The sequence below is a fragment of the uncultured Sphingorhabdus sp. genome (assembly GCF_937872355.1).
GTDB lineage: Bacteria > Pseudomonadota > Alphaproteobacteria > Sphingomonadales > Sphingomonadaceae > Sphingorhabdus_B.
This window is the reverse complement of sequence record NZ_CALMSV010000123.1, coordinates 21,661-40,463: the sequence shown is the minus strand read 5'-3', so window position 1 is coordinate 40,463 and position 18,803 is coordinate 21,661. Positions and strand designations below refer to the sequence as shown.

Annotated in this window: 15 protein-coding genes; 9 read left to right on the top strand and 6 right to left on the bottom strand. The window is 62.9% G+C overall.

Features of this window, described 5'->3' with window-relative positions; translation table 11 throughout:
* Window positions 1-173: 173 nt before the first annotated feature.
* Genes Q0239_RS07565 through Q0239_RS07540 form a run of 6 tightly spaced genes read right to left on the bottom strand, consistent with a single transcriptional unit; the run spans window position 174 to window position 4,610 of the window.
* Complete coding sequence (locus Q0239_RS07565) at window positions 174-677, bottom strand: GIY-YIG nuclease family protein (RefSeq protein WP_006022655.1); 504 nt, start codon at window positions 675-677, stop codon at window positions 174-176.
* Window positions 678-695: 18 nt separating this feature from the next.
* Window positions 696-953 carry a hypothetical protein gene (locus tag Q0239_RS07560; protein WP_006022654.1) on the bottom strand — a complete coding sequence of 86 codons (258 nt, stop codon included), beginning with the start codon at window positions 951-953 and terminating at the stop codon, window positions 696-698.
* Window positions 944-1,624: a phage exclusion protein Lit family protein gene (locus Q0239_RS07555; protein ID WP_158267765.1), complete on the bottom strand. Its 681-nt coding sequence runs from the start codon at window positions 1,622-1,624 to the stop codon at window positions 944-946. The genes Q0239_RS07560 and Q0239_RS07555 overlap by 10 nt, the downstream gene beginning before the upstream one ends.
* Before the next feature lie 49 nt (window positions 1,625-1,673).
* Window positions 1,674-3,068: a hypothetical protein gene (locus Q0239_RS07550; protein WP_006022652.1), complete on the bottom strand. Its 1,395-nt coding sequence runs from the start codon at window positions 3,066-3,068 to the stop codon at window positions 1,674-1,676.
* A 51-nt stretch (window positions 3,069-3,119) separates the two neighbouring features.
* A complete protein-coding gene (locus tag Q0239_RS07545) occupies window positions 3,120-4,046 on the bottom strand; it encodes a hypothetical protein (protein ID WP_006022651.1) in 927 nt (308 codons plus the stop codon).
* Between the two features lie 9 nt (window positions 4,047-4,055).
* The gene (locus Q0239_RS07540) at window positions 4,056-4,610 is read right to left on the bottom strand and encodes a hypothetical protein (protein WP_006022650.1); all 555 of its coding nucleotides are present in this window, start codon (window positions 4,608-4,610) and stop codon (window positions 4,056-4,058) included.
* Between the two features lie 93 nt (window positions 4,611-4,703).
* Here Q0239_RS07540 and Q0239_RS07535 point away from each other — a divergent pair, with 93 nt between their 5' ends.
* The 9 genes from Q0239_RS07535 (at window position 4,704) to Q0239_RS07495 (ending at window position 18,768) form a co-directional block, all read left to right on the top strand.
* A complete protein-coding gene (locus Q0239_RS07535; RefSeq protein ID WP_006022649.1) occupies window positions 4,704-5,339 on the top strand; it encodes a hypothetical protein in 636 nt (211 codons plus the stop codon).
* Window positions 5,336-6,448, top strand: a complete 1,113-nt coding sequence (locus Q0239_RS07530) for a toll/interleukin-1 receptor domain-containing protein (protein WP_006022648.1) — start codon at window positions 5,336-5,338, stop codon at window positions 6,446-6,448. The genes Q0239_RS07535 and Q0239_RS07530 overlap by 4 nt, the downstream gene beginning before the upstream one ends.
* A gap of 20 nt (window positions 6,449-6,468) precedes the next feature.
* Complete coding sequence (locus Q0239_RS07525) at window positions 6,469-7,779, top strand: hypothetical protein (RefSeq protein ID WP_249131583.1); 1,311 nt, start codon at window positions 6,469-6,471, stop codon at window positions 7,777-7,779.
* Between the two features lie 81 nt (window positions 7,780-7,860).
* Window positions 7,861-8,454, top strand: a complete 594-nt coding sequence (locus Q0239_RS07520) for an AbiEi antitoxin N-terminal domain-containing protein (protein WP_006022646.1) — start codon at window positions 7,861-7,863, stop codon at window positions 8,452-8,454.
* A complete protein-coding gene (locus tag Q0239_RS07515; RefSeq protein WP_006022645.1) occupies window positions 8,447-9,463 on the top strand; it encodes a nucleotidyl transferase AbiEii/AbiGii toxin family protein in 1,017 nt (338 codons plus the stop codon). The genes Q0239_RS07520 and Q0239_RS07515 overlap by 8 nt, the downstream gene beginning before the upstream one ends.
* 18 nt (window positions 9,464-9,481) lie before the next feature.
* Entirely contained in the window at window positions 9,482-10,786 is a 1,305-nt protein-coding gene (locus Q0239_RS07510; protein ID WP_006022644.1) for an SIR2 family protein, read from the top strand.
* A complete protein-coding gene (locus tag Q0239_RS07505) occupies window positions 10,776-12,806 on the top strand; it encodes an ATP-binding protein (protein ID WP_006022643.1) in 2,031 nt (676 codons plus the stop codon). Before Q0239_RS07510 ends, Q0239_RS07505 begins: the two co-directional genes overlap by 11 nt.
* A complete protein-coding gene (locus Q0239_RS07500) occupies window positions 12,803-15,457 on the top strand; it encodes a PD-(D/E)XK nuclease family protein (RefSeq protein WP_298600632.1) in 2,655 nt (884 codons plus the stop codon). Before Q0239_RS07505 ends, Q0239_RS07500 begins: the two co-directional genes overlap by 4 nt.
* On the top strand, window positions 15,454-18,768 hold the full coding sequence (locus Q0239_RS07495) for a UvrD-helicase domain-containing protein (RefSeq protein ID WP_006022641.1): 3,315 nt from the start codon (window positions 15,454-15,456) through the stop codon (window positions 18,766-18,768). Before Q0239_RS07500 ends, Q0239_RS07495 begins: the two co-directional genes overlap by 4 nt.
* The last annotated feature ends 35 nt before the right edge of the window (window positions 18,769-18,803 follow it).

The window sequence follows — 18,803 nt, the reverse complement described above, 5'->3', positions numbered from 1 at the left end:
AACCCGTCACGGAAAATCCGTCCGCACTCTCACTCTGAAGGGGGCGTTGCGGGGGCTCCCCGCAAAAGGGGGCGGCTGAGACGAAGGCCGGCCGCAGGGGATGGCGTTCCCCTCAGAAGCGCAAAGCCGGGTTTCAGCTTCTCAGGATTGGCATCTTTCCGCCTTTCAGGACATCACTCGTCCGGCGGATACTCACGCGGATCGAGCTCGGAAAAGTCGGTCAGCGTGTCGCATCGGATGCAATAGTACATCTGCGAGGCTTCCTGAAAATGCATGCCGCATAGACATCCGCAGAACGGGCAGCATTCGTCGATTTCCAGATCGGCCCATTCCCACACGCCGAGGTATTCGGGAATGGCGTCGCGATCATAACCGACGATCTGGAAAGCATCGGCGTTCTTGGCGACAAATCCAGCGCGGCCGGCGCGCTTGAGAATGGCCAGGATGTCACCCGGCTCGATGTCGAACCATTCTCCACGCACATGGGTCGATCCAAAATGCTTGTGCAGCTCTCGTTCAAGCTGGAAGGCGTCGGTCGCTTCGATCCACCCGAGCAGTCGCAGCTCCAAAGGATTCCCCGTGTGGAGGTTGCGCTGGCGCGCCTCGATGTTCTTCGCCACGCCGATCTTGATCGGGGAGCATCCGTTTTCATCTTCGCCAATGAAATAGACCGGCACGTCGCGCTCCCCGCAGCGTCAACGGAGCCGGTCGAGCAGGGCCTCGACCATTTCCTGATTTGAGTACGCGATGATGTCGAGCGGCCGGCCCTCCTGCCTCATCAGCGTGATCAAAAGGCAGGCCGTGAAGGGCCAGAAGGACGAGCCGGGCGGCAGATTGTAGCCTCCGATCATCGCCGTCAGCCGCTCGGCGATCGGTGGATACTGCCGATTGCCCCAATGCGCGTGGGTCGGCGTCATCGCATGGATGATCACGGCGGCGAGCGCTATTCCCATCGCGCGCTTCTGCTGGACTTGAGCGTAGTTGTCCTATGCTCCTTCGCATAGGCGGCGAGGCCGCTGGTCATGAACTCGCGGGCCCAGTTATCGCAGCCGATTTCCTCCTCGGGCAGTGTCGACGGTGCGCTCTTGTCGGCGCAATACATGACGTGCCGGAATTCGTGCAGCAGCGCGAAGGCCAGGGCAAACGCGACGAGGTCGAACATCGTCTTGTGCTGGACATCTCCCAAGCTGTCGCGGTCAGCGGTCGGCTCGGGGATGTCCGCAGGCCAGGAAATCTGTGCGGTCTGTTCGGCCGCGATGAGCGATTGAGCGGTGCTGACGCGCTGCTTGTAATCGAATTCGTATTGCCCCCGTTCGGCATCGATCTTGAGGGCCTGATCAAGCGGCATTCCGGTCCATGTCGCCACCAGCAGGGCCGGCGAATACACCTCGATGGCACGCCATGCGCTGAAGCCGAGCAGCCAGAAAAAGTCGATCGTCTTGGTGTCGAACTGGATGCGCTTGTCATCGGCCTTCATCGTCACGCCCTTGGTGCTCGGCGCGACTTCCACACCATGACCATACTGGCTCCATAGGCCGCTGATCTCGTCGGCGCGCTCGGGTACAGCCCCGCGCAGGAGATGGAGGACGATGGTCCGGTCGGATGGTTCCGTTTCCATGTTCAACGATGCTCCTTTGATGGGCGAGGACGGCGACGCATGCATGGCGGGCAGATCATGGCCGCTCGCTTTCGCCTTGCGCGCCGGCCATGCGCAGATGAGTGATCGATGAAATGACCGAGTTCGCCCACATGGTGTTGCACTCGACGTCGCCGCCGCGCTCGAACCAATGGGTCGCGCCGGGTATGAGATCGAAGGGAATGGGGTGCGTCGCCTGTGGGTTGTGAAAGACCTCCAGTTCCTGACACCAGGCTTCGCCCCAAGGCCAGAGCGCTTGGTATTCGGCGCTGTCGACCGACAGATCGAAATCAATGGGCTCCAGCGCGCCCGGCGTTCGGTCGAAGAGAATGCCGCGGCGGGTCATCGTGAGGCCCGGCGGCCGCCATCCAGCGAGAAAGCCCATGCGGTTGAATTTGGCGAGCGTCGCCGCGTTGCTGAAGATGACGGCAGAGAGGTGAGCGAAGTCGGGATCGCGGAATAGCCCGGCCGGAATGCCGTGCCTGCCCGTAAGATTGTTGATCGGCGTGCCGATCGCACGTCGCCCGGCGCCTTCGCCTTCGACATCTGCCCGCAGGCCGTAGAGATAGGTCGGCAAAGCCTCGCGGCTCCAAACCATCGAGCCGGATTCATAGAAGTCAGCGATCGCCAGAGCGAAGGGTATCCCCTTTACATGATCCAGCTCATGATAGTTGCGCTGAAGCTTGCCGCGCAGCGTCTTGGCGAAGCGCTCAGCTGGCGCGCCGGTTAAGCGTTCATTTCGATCGACCGGAGCATGCACCCAGTCCCCGATCCCGCCGGAGCGGGGCGTCTCGGAATTCGCGGTCACGGCTTCGATCCAGCAGGCGGCGCCATCGTTCTCGATCAGGAAGTCCGGTGAGACATGCTTCTGCCGGACGATCAGGCCTTGCTCGCGGAAGCAGGCAAGAAGATAGAGTTCGAAGAGGCGGGACGCGAAATTGCTGGTCTGCAGATCGGGGACGAAATTGGCATCCGGATTGGGAAGCGCGAGGTAGCATTCGCCGACCGCCATCAGCGCCGGGAAATGGCTGATCGTGCTCGTCAGCAGGTCGAACTCCGGCGATGTGCCTCGCGATCCGGTCTTCAGCAGAAGCGGCCGTCGCCGTGCGCCCGGCGGCAATGGCTCGGGCGGCTCGCCAGCGCGCATGCTGATGGTGAGCTGATCCAGCGCGGCTTCGGGAGTGGGATAGGGGCCGCCTTCATCGACGCGGACCCAGCGATGATCGACACGCCTGCGCAAGGCCAGGGCGGTGAAGGTCCCGCGCTCCGGATCGAGGAGGATGCAGCCGCTCGCGCTGCCGTGTCCGGCTTGATAGCTCCCGAAGATCTGCGCGGGATCAAAATTGGGCCCACGTTCGAGCGACAGCGCATAGAGCTCAAACTGCCGCTGGCTGATCGGCGTGATCAGTCGCTGCTCATCGCCGACGGCCATGATCAACCTCACGGAACGGAAGGCGCCAGACGCGGGCACTCGGGCGCATCGTCATGATGCCTCCGCTGCGGCTTGCGCCAGAATGTCGTTGGCCTCCCACTCGTCGCCGCGCGGCGTGATGACGAACTCGCGATCCCAGACGCCCCAGCTTGTCGCCAGCGGAACCTGCGCCAAGGGGTTGTGGACATAGGTCAGCGGGCGGCTTCGACGCGAGAGGTTGCCGAGGCCAACGCGCGACCAGATCACACCTGAGATGTCAGCGAAACGCTCGTCGAGAAACGCCGTGCGCGGGATCGGATTGCGTTCGCGGTCGATGAAGGGGGCCGGGTGAAATCCTTCGTCAACGACGTTGCCGGTCTCGCGATCGATGGTGATGTAGGCATCTCCGATCGGAAATAACGTGGTCATGATCAGCGGCAACGGCTGGTCGGCGACATAGACGCCGAAGCGGCTCGCACTGATCGCGATGATCCTCGTGTCTTCCGGGCCGATCACACCCTGTTCGAGATAGCGCGCGATCCTCTGCGCCTTGGTCCAGAACGCCCCGGACGTGCGCAACTGCGCCTGACGGATCGGTGCGGCGAAGAGGCCGCCGCCCTCGTTGAGGGGGACCGGACGCACGATCTGGTCAGGACCCGGTGCGCCTTCATCTGGGGTAATGGCCTCGATCCAGATTCGGCGGCCATCTTCCAGGACGCAGAGGTCCGGCTGACCGCCTTCGCGCTGGCGCTCGACGACGGGAAGCAGGGTGCGGCCCGCCTCGAGCAGCGTGCAGCCCAGATACATCTCCCAAAATCGGCCATCGACATCGCGTGCGAAACCCTGCCGAAAGTCGGGGTCGGCATAAGGCTCGTAACGCCCCCACATCTCTTGCAGCATGGCGTGAAGCTGCTGCTCGATCGGAAGCTCGGCGGCTTTCAGGTTTTCAAACCCGCGATCGAGATTGGCGCCGTCGACATCGAATAGATCAGTCATCATCTGCTCGTCTCATGCCCGGCGCAGCATCCGCTCGATGCGAACACGGTGGAAGCCGTGCGAATGGACCTGCTGACGAAGCTGCTTGATGTCGTTGACGCCGAACGCCACCGCCGCTTTTAGCGGGCTGGCGAAGGTAGCGTAGAAGGTCCAGCGCGCGCCGTTCGGCAGCGTCGGATTTTGCCGGCGATCGGTGATAACGACGTCGCGCGGATCACTGCTGTTGCGGAAGGCGTGAAAGGTGAACCAGTCAGGCCGGCGATAGCGTGCCGCCTTGCTGAAGGGCACCGACTGAACTTTCACATCGGTCTGGTCGAGCACCCAATCTCGCTGCTCCAGGATCTGCCGCACCATATGGCCGACCATCTGCTTCACGCGGTCGGCCAAGACCTCCTCGCGGAATTCCGCCAGGAGCTGCTCCTCGATGCCTTCGACCGCGGGCTTGCCGAGTTCGGACGCGGTCTCCAGGCGGGCGACGTTTTCGGGCCGCGTGAGAAAGGCCCAGATGCGCTGGCCAAGTTCGGAGGCGTAGAGCGACGCAAATTTTTCGGGGCTATAGGTAAACATGACAGGCCTTCCTTTACCGGGCAAATATGGCCGGTTATAAGCTCCTGTCAATGGTGCGCGCTGCGCGTCCGCAGATATCGCGGGGAGGCTGGATTGGATTTCGAGGATCTCGTGACGGCGCTCGAGCCGCCGCCGAACCGCGCCGGAAAATCGGACGGCGCCCACGAACATCATCTGTATGAGGGCGCGGTGATGGTCGCCTACGCGATGCACTTGCTCCGCACGCAGGGCGCACGGGACGTCCGTGTCCATCCCGACGGCGAGCACGGAAAGCAGTTCGATTTCGCGGGCTGGCTGGGGCGGCGAGCGTTCACCAAGGTCTCCGGCGTCGGTAGCACCGCCTATGGCGGAGTCTATCGAAATCCGGCGGGCCAGACGATCACCGTCAACCCGAAGTCCGGGCTCGGTGATGTCGTCGCGAATATCGGCGACCACGTCATCTCGGCCGAATGCAAGGGCGGCATTATCAACGCGCGGCATCCAGGCCAGTTGTCGCGGCTCTACCGGGGTCTTTGCGAGACCGTAGGCCTGCTGATGGCCACGCCATCGCAGGGGCGTCAGGTGGCCGTGGTTCCGCTGACGGACGGCACCTTGCGCCTGGCCGAGCGGCTCGCGCCGCGGTGCGCCTTGGCCGGCATCGAGATCGCGCTCGTCGGCAGCCGCGGCGAGGTTTTGGAAGTGAAAGCTAGAGAGGCGGCCAAGCAGGCGGCGGAAAGGAACGACACGTGAAACGGGTGCTGACTGTCGGGCTGACTTACACCGGCGACAAGATCGATGGCGTGGAGATCGAAAATCTCGGGCTCTGCCAGCCCGATGTCGATCGAGAGCGGGCGGCCTATCCGCTCTACGAATACGACACGATCATCATCAATCCGGAGAGCTACACGCATTTTCTGTTCGGTAAGGCCGGAGAGTTTTCGAACGAACTTTACGAGCTGGGCAAGCTGAAGGGGCAGAATGACCGCTACGACCTCGACTCCGCCTTCGATGGCGAGGACCGACGCAAGGAGATGGAGGCCGCGATTGCGGGTGGCGCGACGGTCGTTTGGTGCCTGTCCGAGCCGAAGCGGGTGAACTTCTTCGGCTATCGCGAAACCCATCTTGGATATGTGGCGCCGAAAGTGGCGAGTTTCGTAAAGCGTTCGGAGCTTCTCATTAAGAAGGGGCGCAGGATGGGGCCGGTCGATCTCGACAGCCCCTTCGCGCGCTATTTCGAGGTTCTGTCGCGGACCGGCGGCTGGACGCTGTGCCTATCCGATCCCGGCGAAGGCTATGGGTCGATCGCCGCGACGCCGGAGGGCTACAGCCTCGGCGGTCAGCTGATGCTCGGCACCCCGACGGGCTGGCTGCTGACGCCGCCGACGTCGCAGGAAGCCCAGAACCAGCTCGTTCGCGACAGCCTCGCGTTGGAGAAGGCCGATCCGGCGCATGAGAAGTATCACGGCATCTTCCTGAGCCATACTGGCGTCGACAAACCCTTCGTGCGCCAGCTTCGCAAGGATCTGCTCGCTCATGGCGTAGAGCATGTGTGGCTGGACGAGGCCGAAATCGACATCGGGGACTCGCTGATCGCCAAGATCGAAGAGGGGATGAAGCTCAGCCGCTACATCGCCGTCGTCCTGTCGAAAAAGTCGATCGGCGCTCCTTGGGTGAAGAAGGAGCTCGACGTGGCGATGAACCGCGAGATCGCGAGCGGCGAGGTGGTCGTGCTGCCGCTGCTCTACGAGGAATGTGAGCTGCCAGAGTTCTTGAAAGGCAAGCTCTACGCCGATTTCTCCAAGCCCGAGGAGTACGAGGCGGTCCTCGGCAAGCTTTTGCGGCGGCTCCGGATCTCCTGATGAGCGAGACGGGTCCGAGAATGGCGATGCTGATGGCGATGACGGACCTGTGGCGCATACGACCGCCCGGGCCCGACAATATTCTTGCGCACCCGGCCTTCATGCGGCTGCGTGAGATCTGCCGCGACGACTACCCAAACGCCGGCAAGAAGGGGCCGAACTTCGCGCTCTCGACGGCATTGCGGGCGTTGGGCCTTCCATGTCACCTGCAGAAGGACACGGCCCATCTTGCCATGCCTGTGGAGGAAGCGGCGAAGGGATTGGACGCGGCGCTGCGCGCTACCCGGGCCAGGCGCATTCACCTTGCGCCGCTCGATCTTGCCGCCGACCTGCCGCCGCACGCATTCGGTCCGGCCAGGGTGTGCCGGTTGAGCGCCGACGAGCTGCGCGGCGTGATCGATGCGCGCCGGCTGAGGCGGCTTTATCCGCGTCAGGACTTCGATGCCGAGCGCTTCGCCGAATTCCACTGGCTGATCGTTGAGGAGGTCGTGGTGCTCGAGCAGGAGCCGGAGGAACGCGCGGTCCCGGTCCTGTTCATGGACCTGAGCCTAGATCTGGGGCGGGTCGAACCGCATCAAGGGCGGTTCCCGACTGCCTTGGAAGAAGCGCTGTTCTTCCTCCTGCTGGCCCCCTGGGAGAGCTGGTCGACCATGCAGGAAGTCGATTGGCGGGGCTTCCGTGTGCCATGGGTCTACACGATCGACAGCGACATCTTCGTTCGTCCCAGTTCGCCGCCGTCCCCCGACACGTTGAGCTGGGAGGACCGGGTCTACGACGATGGCTATGGCGGGACATACGAGGAAGAGCGCCCGGTCGAGCTGCACCTAGAAGAGGATGCAAAGACCGAGCTGACGGTGTGGGACCAGAGCCGATGGACGACCGTCGAGCAGGCGAAGCAATCGGTTTTGTTTGAGACGCCGATCCCTCACTTCCTCGTCCGCGCGTTCCTGGCCGAGGGCGTGGATGAATTCCTTGCGCACATCACGACGATCGAGGCGGCGCTCGGCTTGCGCGCGGACTATCAGAAGAATTTTCGCATCGCGCCTGACCGCCACAAAGGGATGCGCGCCACGAATAGAATTCGGGGACGGGTGGCCGGCCTGCTGGGCGATCGACGCTTCGCCGATCAGTATGAGCAGCTCTTCAACGTGCGAAGCGCATTCCTGCACGGCCGAGCCATGACCGCCATCTCGACGAAAGAGCGGGTGATGGCGCGGTCGTTGGCCCGCCAGATCGTCGAGGCGTTGATCCTTGCGACGCTCGCGGGGCCGATCAGCTCGCGGGAGGATTTCCTGGATGGTCTACTCGACAGGGGTTCGCCCTTGATCTAGCCGAAATAGACGGCTCCCCAGCAAGTCCGCTGGCTTGAAAACTGTCAGAAAACCGCGTATATTTCTGACAGGAGAACGGCCATGCAACGGTTAACCGAACAGATTCTCGCGCATGCCGAAGGGTTGCCGGAAGGTACGCCCGTGGCGGCTAAGAGCTTGCTTCACCTCGGTAATCGCGCCGCGGTGGATCAGGCTTTGTCGCGTCTGACTGAGCGGGGCCAACTGATCCGGGCCGGTCGCGGCGTCTATCTCCGTCCCATCACGAGCCGGTTCGGAACGAGGGCCCCCTCCGTCCAGCAAGCGGTCGAGGCGCTCGCCAACCAGCGCGGCGAAGTCATCGTCCCGAGCGGGGCGGCGGCGGCCAACACTCTCGGCCTGACGACCCAGGTGCCGGTTCGGTCGGTCTATCTAACCTCCGGCCGCAGCCGAACGATGAATCTCGGCAAACAGGTTGTCGAACTTCGTCATGCTCCGCGCTGGCAACTCGCCCTGGCTCATAAGCCGGCTGGCGAGGCGGTGCGGGCGTTGGCCTGGCTTGGGCCGGAGAAAGCGGAAGCCGCCTTGAAAACGTTGAAGCGGAAGCTCTCGCCGTCCACTTTCAGCGAACTGGTCGCGGCAGCGCCGCAGCTTCCGACCTGGCTCGCGCGCAGCGTAGGAAAGGCGGCGCATGGCTGACGCCTTTCTCCACCTTCCGGTCGCTGACCGCCGCGAGGCGCTAAGCGTCGCGGCCGATCAGTCGGGACGACCGGCGCACCTTCTCGAGAAGGATGTGTGGGTGGTTTGGGCGCTCGCCACGCTCTACGGGTCGGCGCTCGGCGAGCATCTGGTGTTCAAGGGCGGCACGTCACTGTCGAAGGCCTATGGGGTCATCCGGCGGTTTTCCGAGGACGTCGACCTGACCTACGACATCCGGGCGATCGCGCCCGACCTGGTGGACGGCAACGGCGAGGCGTTGCCGAAAACACGTAGCGAGGAGAAGCGCTGGTCGAGCGAGGTGCGCAAGCGCTTGCCGGATTGGGTGGCGGGCACCGCGCAGCCGGTCGTCGCGGACGCGTTGGCTGCCGCGACGTTGGCGGCTGCCGTCCGCGTGGAAGGCGAGAAGCTGTTTGTCGACTACGAGGCGACCACCGCTGGCTCGGGCTACGTCGCACCGAGTGTGATGCTGGAGTTCGGGGCGCGATCAACGGGCGAGCCGGCGAGCCTCCGCGACATCAAATGCGATGCATCCGGCCTGGTTGAAGGCGTAACGTTCCCAACAGCGCGGCCGCGCGTGATGCACGCCGAGCGGACCTTCTGGGAGAAGGCGACGGCTGTCCACGTCTTCTGCCTCCAGCAGCGGCTGCGCGGTGATCGCTTCGCACGCCACTGGCATGACATAGCGCGTCTGGATGACGCCGGCCTGGCGGATGCGGCTTTCGCCGATAGGGAGCTGGCGAACGCGGTCGCGCGCCACAAGGGCATGTTCTTCGTTGAGAGGGCGGCCGATCGAAGTCCGATCGATTATGCGGCTGCCGTGAATGGCGGTTTGCAGCTCGTGCCTGGCGGTGATGCCGCGAAGGCGCTGGAAGAAGATTATGGTCGCATGGTCGAGGACGGTCTGCTGTTGGAAGATGCTGAAACCTTCGAGGTCCTCATGGCGCGGAGTGCAGATGTCGCGCGCCGGGCAAACGAGGCGGCGAAATAGAGATTTGGGGGGAATGCGGTGGCGGATGCAGACAAGACGGAGCCATCGAAGCTCACATTCAAGTTTATTCGCGGCGTCGAGGGTGAGAAGGCTGATTATGATTGGCCTGATGGGGCGGATATTGTCAGAAAGGCGTTGGCTGAGTCACTGAATGCCAAAAATGTGGCGTTCCTCCTGGGAGCTGGCTGTTCTTCGTCGTGGGCTAATGACAAGGAGGTCGGCATCCCAACGATGGCGCCCCTCGCGAAGGAATTCACGGCGGCACCGAAGGAAGGGGATCAATCGTTCCCGACAGCCGACGAACGTGATGCTCTGTTGAAGCAGTTTGGAATCGACCTCGGTGCCGCGGAGTATGCGCGCAACCTAGAGCGGCTGATGGAGCTTCTTTTCAGCCTGCGCTTCGTCTTAGTGCGCAGTTCGCTGAGTGATGCCGCCACAAGACTCAAGACTGTCGAATCGATCATCAAGAAGGTTCAAACATTTCTTTGGGCCAAATGCACGAACGGCGCCTTCGCGAATGGCGACCATACCGTCGTTGGCCTTTATGAATCCTTCTATCGCAAGCTTGTGCTGCGCGACCGATCTCTTCCGCGTCCTTGGGTGTTCACCACGAACTACGATCTCTTCAACGAGACCGCAATGGATAGGCTCGGCCTGCCATACACGAACGGCTTCTCCGGCGTTGTCGAACGGCGGTTCAATCCAGCGACGTTTCGGTACGCCCTCGCTGAACAGCTCGATGTCACCAGCCGCAAGTGGTCTGCGGTCGATGGCTTTGTCTATCTGTGTAAGATTCATGGGTCCATTAGTTGGACAGAGGACGATCACGGACTTTTCCCGATCCGAGAAACGGCCGTCTCCAAAGAACCGGGCAAGGTGATGATCTATCCGACGCCTGCCAAGCAGAATTCGAGCCTTGGGTCTCCCTATGCCGATCTGTTTCGGGAATTCCAGTCACGCATTGTTCGCGAACAGAGCGTGCTATTTACGATGGGGTATGCCTTCGGCGACGAGCACATCAACAATATCATCTATCAGGCCCTGACGATTCCCACGTTCCGGCTCGTGATCTTTGTAGATCCAGATTTGGACGGGGAGATTGCGAAGCTTCGCGCGCTAAATGATCCACGAATTTGGATCATTGGGGGTGCCGGACGCAGCGCCGGACGCAAAGCCCATTACTTCGACACCATTATCGAAGAGTTCATGCCGCAACGCCCGAGCGAGCGCATTGATGACGCCGTTCGGAAGGTGATCGAGGCGATGGCCCCGAAGAAGGAGGCCGCGGCTCCCCAGAAGGGGGAGGATGACGATGAGTCGTGACGATCGGAAGCGCGCAATCGGCAAGGTGGTCTCGGTCGCGGCCGACCGTTTCGTGATCGAGATGCATGCGGGCACCGACAACTTCACCGTCGTCGGATTCGACGACGTTCACTATGTCGCCAGGCTCGGATCGTTCCTGATGGTCGCGGTGCAAACCGAGTACGTGGTTGTCGAGGTCGTCGGCCTGCGTGAGCGCGACGTTGGTCATGTTAGTCGCAGTGAAGGGGAGCTGGATAAGGCTTCTTCGGCGAAGTACCTCGATGTCGTTCCCGTCGGGATGCTGCCTCAAGATCGGCGCGAAAGGTTTCGCTTCGGCGTCTCCGTGTTCCCGTCACTCTACGGCGACGCACTGTATGCGCTGGACGCTGAACTGGATCGAGTCTTCGAAACCGATCATCCTTCGGAGCCTACACCCCCGATCGACAATGTTCCACCCACGCCACCTGATGCCACCCGCTATCGCGCATTGACGATCGGCCGGTCCGTCATATTCGAGGGTTACGACGTTAAGGTCAGGATCGATGATTTCTTCGGCGGACACACTGCCGTCCTGGGAAACACAGGGAGCGGGAAGTCCTGCACGGTCGCATCGGTCCTCCAATCCTTGTTCGAAAAGGCGGAAGAACACCATGCTCGCGGTGCCACGTTCGTCGTATTCGACGTCAATGGAGAATATGCGAAGGCGCTGTCGCCGCTCGCAAAGCGCAAGCAGATCGGCGTGGACCATGTCATTCTGGACGGCACCGCACGCACGGAGCGTTTTCGTCTGCCCCATTGGTTTCTGGAGCAGTCAGAGTGGGAGCTGCTTCTGCAGGCCAGCGAGCGCACCCAACTACCGATACTGCGCATGGCGCTCGGGCTGGCAACATTGTTCTCAGCGGGCAGCGCGGCGGAGCTGAAGGGGATCAAGAACCACATTCTGGCAACCTGCCTGAGCCAAATTCTTCGTGACGACACAGGCAGTCCGTCAAAACACGATCGCATGGTCGGTCTGCTGCAAAGATTCAACACGCCGGAGATCAACAATCAAAAGATCGCGCCATTCATCAAAATCGGCTTCGGCCAGATGGCCAACCCTGCCGGTTTAACAACCTATTTGTTGGGAAACGCCAATGGCGGCGGATTTATCATCGAAGGTTTGAAATTCCCGGCATATGCCAACCTTCCCTTTGAGTTTTCCGCGTTGGGAGAGGCGCTCGATCTGGCGATCCTATACGAGGAGGCTCACGGTAACCGTCAGATCCGAGATTACTGCTCGCAGATGCTGACGCGTTTTAAGTCGCTCGAGGAGCGACCTGAATATGCGTTCCTGCGCTACGACCTTCAAGGAAGCCAAGCTGGGCCGTCGCTCGAAAACTTCCTTGAGCAGCTCCTCGGTTTGGCACGCGACGGAGCGGGTTGGGTCAAACGCAACCAGATCGTCATCATCGACATGAATGCGGTGGAGGATGAGGTTGTCGAGCTCGTAGCGTCAGTGCTCGCTAGAATGGCCTTTCGGCTGCTCCGACAAGCAGATCCACGCAATCGGTTTCCGATCCATCTGCTTCTTGAGGAAGCGCATCGATACATCGCGGAGAAGCCATCCCGCTATGCCATAGACGCCAGCAGAGTTTACGAGCGGATTGCCAAGGAAGGGCGAAAGTACGGGCTGTTCATTCTCGCCGCTTCGCAGAGGCCCAGTGAACTCTCGAAGACCATTCTTTCGCAGTGCTCGAATTTCGTCATCCATCGAATCCAGAATCCCGACGACCTTGCTCATATACGGCAGATGACCCCGTTCATCTCCGAGGCGGTCCTGAAGCGGCTCCCGTCGCTTCCGAAGCAGCATGCGCTGGTCTTCGGCACCTCCGTGAACCTTCCCACGACCTTTCGCGTGCGCGACGCAAATCCTTTGCCTGCAAGCGATGACGCGAGAATTAGAGATTTGTGGTTCCATGAGGAGGGGCGAGCGGCTCAGGTTCGCATTACGCCGGCAACTTTCGAACATGGCGATGATAGCGTCGCGGCTGAGGGGAAATGAGTCGACGATCGATAGTTGTCGAAGGGCCGCTTGCATTCCGTACAGCGCGGATCGCTGCCGCACAGCGAGCGGATTCTGGGCTGCAGATTTTCACACTTCCACTGCTTGCTGCACGTCTCGCCGGAGGCTTTAACCGACCGGCGCGATCCCAGGACCTCGACCCAGCCATTCGCGCTGCACTCGCCGCCGGCGGCTTGACGGAGCTCGAAGGTATCCGTCAGCTTCCGGGCACGACACGGTCAATCGCCCGCACGCTCGCAAAGGTTTGGCAAGCCGACCTCGATCTTGAGGGGCTCGCTAGCCACAATGCTCGGCTTGCCGAGCTTGCGGAGGTCGAGCGCCGCGTTCGCGCCAACCTCCCAGCAGGGGTTCTGACACCGCGCGACTTGCGCGATGCCGCAATTGCGCACGCGGCCCATGCGGCTGCAGCGCTCGGGTCAATCGATATCGATCAGCTCAGTGAGATTGCATCGGTCTGGCGTCCGCTTCTTGCGACGCTCGCGAAGACGGTCCCACTCGCTTGGCGCAATCCTGGAACCTCCGATGCGAACTGGTTTCCGGGCCAGTTAATTACCAGCGACCGCGAGATGGCTGCGGACATATCCTTAGTTTCCTGCGCGAACCCGCGCGCCGAAGCAGTCGAAGCGCTACGTTGGATGCGTGAACTCATTGCCTCTGGCCGCGCGCGACCCGATGAGATCGCGATCTGTGCCACGGCCACCGAGGACTGGGACGAGCACTTCCTGGTTCTCGTCGCGGACGCGGATCTCCCACTCCATTTCTCGCACGGCGTGCCGGTCCTCGCATCGCGCGAGGGACAAGCGTGCGCCGCACTTGCCGACGTCCTGCTCAACGGGCTTGGCCAGGATCGCCTCCGGCGACTGTTCGGCCATGCCGCGGGTCGAAGCCGTGCCTTGGCCGACTTGCCTGCGGACTGGTCGCTCGGCCTCCAGCCTGGTGCGGCGCTGTTCGAGATTGATCAGTGGCAGCGCGCGCTTGACGAGGCGACCGGCCGCCGCGCCGACGCAGGCGATCCAAGACCGGTCGTGATGCCCATTCTGCGGCTGCTTGCGAGTGGCCCCGAGGCGGCTGCGCAGGCCGGCGCGATGCTATTGGGCACAGCGGCCCGTGCGCTCTGGACCGAGGCGCTTCGACGCGCGCCGGCCGAAGGGCTCGAATTCTCACTAGAGGACTTGCGGCTGCCCGATGGACGCGATCCAGGCGCGAGCGCTGTCTGGTGCCCGGCGAGCCACCTTGCAGGTGCGCCGCGTCCCTGGGTGCGCCTGCTCGGCATGACATCGCGCTCTTGGCCGCGCCGCACGGCCGAGGACCCACTGATACCGGCCCACATCCTGCCGCGCTCTGTGCTTGACCCTGATCCCGTCGCCGAGCAAGATCGACGCGCCTTTGCCGTCATCACCAGTCAGGCGGCGCGCGGCTGCGTTCTCTCGCGAAGCCGGCGTAACGCTCAAGGTGGGCAGTTGTCCGCCAGCCCGCTGATCCCGCAGAGCGCATCTTTGCAGATCCTGAAGCGGGCGCGCATTCCGCAGCATGCATTCAGCGAGGCCGATCGTCTTCTTGCACGGCCGGACGAAGCGGCGACATCGCCGGCGCTCACCGCAGCCAATCTCTGCTGGCGCAACTGGCGGCGCCCGATCGTCACCGCCCACGATGGCCAGGTTCGCGCAGACCATCCCCAAATCGTCCGCGCAATCGGTGATGTCCAGTCCGCCACCTCCTTGCGGCTGATGTTGCGCGATCCGCTCGCCTTCGTCTGGCGCTACGCGCTGGGCTGGCGCGCGGTCCCAGAAGACGATCAGCCCCTCACGCTGGACGCACGCTCTTATGGTGAGCTGGTCCATGAGTTGCTGAAGCGCACGGTTGATGCGCTCGAACCTGTGCCGGGCTATGCGCGTGCGTCCCGGGAGGAAATCGAAGCTGCGCTCGCGACCTCGACGGAGACGGTCCGCACGCATTGGCCACTCAAGCGATCAGCGGCGCGGGCGTTGCTCTGGGAACACACGCCCGCTGCCGCAGCTCAGCTCGCCCTCAAGGCACTGACGCTTGACGAGACGTTCCAACCCGGTACGCGAAGCTGGACGGAGCTTGCTTTCAGTCAAGCTGGCGATGGTGCGATGGCACACGATCTACCCTGGCGCCCCGATTCCCTTGTTACGATTCCCGGTACCCAGGTGCGCATCCGAGGCAATATCGATCGGCTCGATCTCACCGGCGACCGTCGCGGCGTGCGCGTGTCGGACTATAAGACCGGCGTAGAACCGCGCCGAGCGGAGGAGATCGTGCTTGGCCGCGGTGCGGAGCTTCAGCGCGTCATCTATTCGGTCGCGGCCAGTCAGTTGCTCCCCGACAATCCGCGCGTGATCGCGCGCCTCGTCTTTCTCGGCAACAAAGAGCCGAGGCCCTATCGCCTACCGGACGTCGACCAGGCGATCGCCGAACTCGGCGGGCATGTCACGGCGGCCATCACCCTCCTGCGCGGTGGCCATGCCCTGCCTGGCCCCGACGCTCAGGAAGAGCACAATGACTTCCGCATAGCCCTGCCGTCGTCGCCAGCAGCCTATCTTCAGCTCAAGAACGGCGCGTTCATGCGCGCTTTCGGAGGGTTTGCACGAGTGTGGGGCTGCCGATGACACTCGCCGACGATCCCGCACGGCTTCGCATCCTGACTGATCTCGACGCCACGTTGCTCGTCGAGGCCGCCGCCGGCACCGGCAAAACGGCGCTAATGGCCGGACGCCTGACCATGCTGCTCGCGCGTGGCACCGAGCCCGGCGCGATCGCCGCGATCACTTTCACAGAGCTTGCCGCGAGCGGGCTGGCGACGCGCGTGCAACGCTATGTCGAGGAGCTGCTTGCGGGACGTGTGCCTCAACCTTTGCGGCTTGCTCTGCCCAACGGACTAAACGTGGACCAACGACGCGCACTTTCCGGTGCAGCGGCGAAGCTCGACGAACTGACAACCGCCACCATTCACGCATTTTGCCAGACGATCATCTCCAGCTATGCGGTTGAGGCCGACATTGATCCGGGCGCGCGCATTCTTGACGCCGTTCAGGCGGCGGCGGCCTTCGATTCCGTCTTCGAGCAGTGGCTGAAACGGCGATTGAATGCGCCCGAGCGGCCAGGCGATGCCATCGCGACACTCTCGCGCGATGATCCGCGTCGCATCGTCGATACTCTTCAGGAACTCGCACGCTTCCGTCTCAGATATCGCGGCGCACGCGCTCTGCCCGCCGAGCTCGGCGGTCGGCCCGACATCGACCTGGTCGACGCCGTCGCGGACTTCCGACGCTGGATTTCGTCGCAGCCGGTCGAGCCCAAGACCCTAGAATTGGTCGGAGAGCTTGAGACGCTCGCCAACTTCTACGCCGGTAGTTTCGACCCTCCACCGGATTTTGCCACGCTCTGGCGTCTCGCCCATCCGCCACAGCTCGCGTGCATGCGCCGACACAGTTTCGATCTTCTCACGCCGAGACGGAAATCAGCTTGGGAGCGTGTCGCGGGCAAAGAGCGAGGCGCGCTCCTCAATGAAGAGGCGACCGCATGCTTTGAGCGGGTCAATCGCTGCTACCGGACCGTTCTTGGTCGGTTCGCGACCGCGCTTGTCGCCCAGCTTGCGGCCGAGCTCGACGAAGTACTCGATGACTACGCCGCCTTCAAACGGGCCGCTGCAGTCTTGGACTTCGACGACTTGCTCGAGAAGGCGCGTGCGCTGGTGCGCCAGCATGACGACGTGCGCCGCGCGCTTGGAGAACGCTATCGCCACATCTTCGTCGACGAATTTCAGGACACCGACCCTGTTCAGACAGAGATCCTCTTCGGGATCGCGGGGAAGGATCGCGCCGGACGCTGGCAGGACAGCGTGCTGCGTGCCGGGGCTTTATTCATGGTCGGTGACCCGAAGCAGGCAATCTATCGCTTCCGAGGCGCCGATATCGGCTCATACTCGCAGGCGCGCGCCGCTGTTGAGCGGCAATTGCCGGAAAATATCGTTCAGGTCACCGCCAATTTTCGTTCGCGTCCCGACATCCTTAGGCACATCAACCGCTGCTTCGCGCGCCCGTTGTCGGGAGAAGGCCAGCCCGGTTACGTGCCGCTCACGTCGACGCTCGGCGACCCCGATCATGATCTGCCCTGCGCGGCGCGAATCACAGTGGATGTGCCGCCTGATTCTCGGCCCGCTCAAATCCGCGACGCGGAGGCCGAAGCCGTTGCCGATCTCTGCACCCGCCTTATCGGCAATCTCCCTATCCGCGACGAGGACGGCGCAATCGTACCGCTCACTGCCGGCGGCATCGCCCTGCTTGCGCCAACTGGCGCCGAGCTTTGGCGTTATGAGCGCGCGCTCGAGCAGCGCGGGCTGCCGATCGCCTCGCAGGCCGGCAAGAGTTTGTTCCGCCGGCAAGAAGTGCAGGACCTGCTCGCGCTAGCTCGCGTACTCGCCGACGCTGGCGACACATTGGCCTTCGGCGCGCTGCTGCGTGGCCCACTGGTCGGGCTTACTGAGGAGGAGCTACTCGACATCACCGTGGGTCTTCCGCCGCATCTCGATCGCGCCGAAGCGCCCCAGCGCTTCTCGGTGCTGACCGATGTCGATCATGTCGCCCATCCTCTGGCACGTCGCACGCTCGCGATCCTACAAGACCTCAGAAAACGCGTGCGGGCGACCACGCCTGCGCTGCTCTTGGCCGAAGCGATCGAACGCCTCGCGGTCCGTGCAACCCTCGCCGCGCGCGAGGGTGATCGTAGTGCGCGCGCGGCCGCCAATCTCGAAGCGTTCCTGGAACGTGCGCGGCCTTACGGTGTGCGAGGCCTCAGGAAGTTCGTTCGGGATCTCGCCCGGGAATGGCGCGACGGCGTGCCCCACAATGAGGGACGAGTTGATGCGGAAGGCGATGCGATCGAAATCATCACGATCCACAGCGCTAAGGGTCTCGAATGGCCGGTGGTAATTCCGATCAACACCGGCACCTTGCTGCGCTCGCGCGAGGCATTCGTCTACCGCGCCGACGACGAAACACTGCATTGGCTGATTGGCGACGTGGTTCCGCCGGAACTGCTTCGCGCACTCGAGTCTGAAGACGATAGCTTGGCCCGCGAGCGGGAGCGCCTCTGGTATGTCGCCTGCACGCGCGCCCGCGAACTTCTGATCGTTCCGGAATTGCCTCAGGCTGAGCAGCGGTCCTGGGCACGGATCGTTGATCTTGCGCATCGGGACTTGCCGCAGCTTGTCCTGTCGCACTTGACGCCGGTCGCCCGCGTGACCGACGTCGCGCCTCCGAATACGCAGACGCCGGAGCTGTTCGGGGCAGAGCGTGCCGCGATCGCCGCCGCGGCGATGCCGCTCCAGTGGCTGCGGCCAAGCGATCACGATCCTGATCGAGCGCCAAGAGGTGAGGCGATCGCGATGGAGCCTGGCGAAGCCCCAGAAACCGAATTGCCGGTCGGCGCCGGCCGCGTGCGGGGCCTTATTCTCCACAAGCTGATGGAGGAGATGCTTACCGGCGAACTGGCCGAGGAGATGCCGGTCGTCGCTGCACGTGCGCGAGTGCTGATGACGCAGCTTATAATTGATGCTGACAACGGAGCGAAGCTTCCGGACCCAGAGGAAATAGCGGTGACCGTCGCGCGCACCCTTGCACTGCCCGAAATCGCCGCACTCAGGCCAAGCCTCGCTCCGGAGTGGCCAATTTATGCGATGCTCTCGGCTTCACCCGCGGCGACTGCGCTGGCTGGGCGGATAGATGCCATCGCTGTTCAAGATGGTCAGCCTGCCGTTGTCCTGGATTGGAAGAGCGATGTCGCGCCCAGCGAGCAGGATAGGCGCGATCATGCCGCTCAGCTGAGCGACTATCTTCGTGCCACAGGAGCACCTCGGGGCGCCGTGGTTTACATGACGGATGGCGTCATTCGGTGGGTCACGACTAGAACGCCACGGTAAAATTCGTGAGGCGGTCTTTTGGACGCTCCCGATCG

Coding starts and splice junctions, on each gene's coding strand:
- Q0239_RS07560 (WP_006022654.1), bottom strand. CDS start 953: ATGGGAATAGCGCTCGCCGCCGTGATCATCCATGCGATGACGCCGACC.
- Q0239_RS07550 (WP_006022652.1), bottom strand. CDS start 3,068: ATGGCCGTCGGCGATGAGCAGCGACTGATCACGCCGATCAGCCAGCGG.
- Q0239_RS07545 (WP_006022651.1), bottom strand. CDS start 4,046: ATGATGACTGATCTATTCGATGTCGACGGCGCCAATCTCGATCGCGGG.
- Q0239_RS07540 (WP_006022650.1), bottom strand. CDS start 4,610: ATGTTTACCTATAGCCCCGAAAAATTTGCGTCGCTCTACGCCTCCGAA.
- Q0239_RS07525 (WP_249131583.1), top strand. CDS start 6,469: ATGGCGATGCTGATGGCGATGACGGACCTGTGGCGCATACGACCGCCC.
- Q0239_RS07520 (WP_006022646.1), top strand. CDS start 7,861: ATGCAACGGTTAACCGAACAGATTCTCGCGCATGCCGAAGGGTTGCCG.
- Q0239_RS07515 (WP_006022645.1), top strand. CDS start 8,447: ATGGCTGACGCCTTTCTCCACCTTCCGGTCGCTGACCGCCGCGAGGCG.
- Q0239_RS07505 (WP_006022643.1), top strand. CDS start 10,776: ATGAGTCGTGACGATCGGAAGCGCGCAATCGGCAAGGTGGTCTCGGTC.
- Q0239_RS07500 (WP_298600632.1), top strand. CDS start 12,803: ATGAGTCGACGATCGATAGTTGTCGAAGGGCCGCTTGCATTCCGTACA.
- Q0239_RS07495 (WP_006022641.1), top strand. CDS start 15,454: ATGACACTCGCCGACGATCCCGCACGGCTTCGCATCCTGACTGATCTC.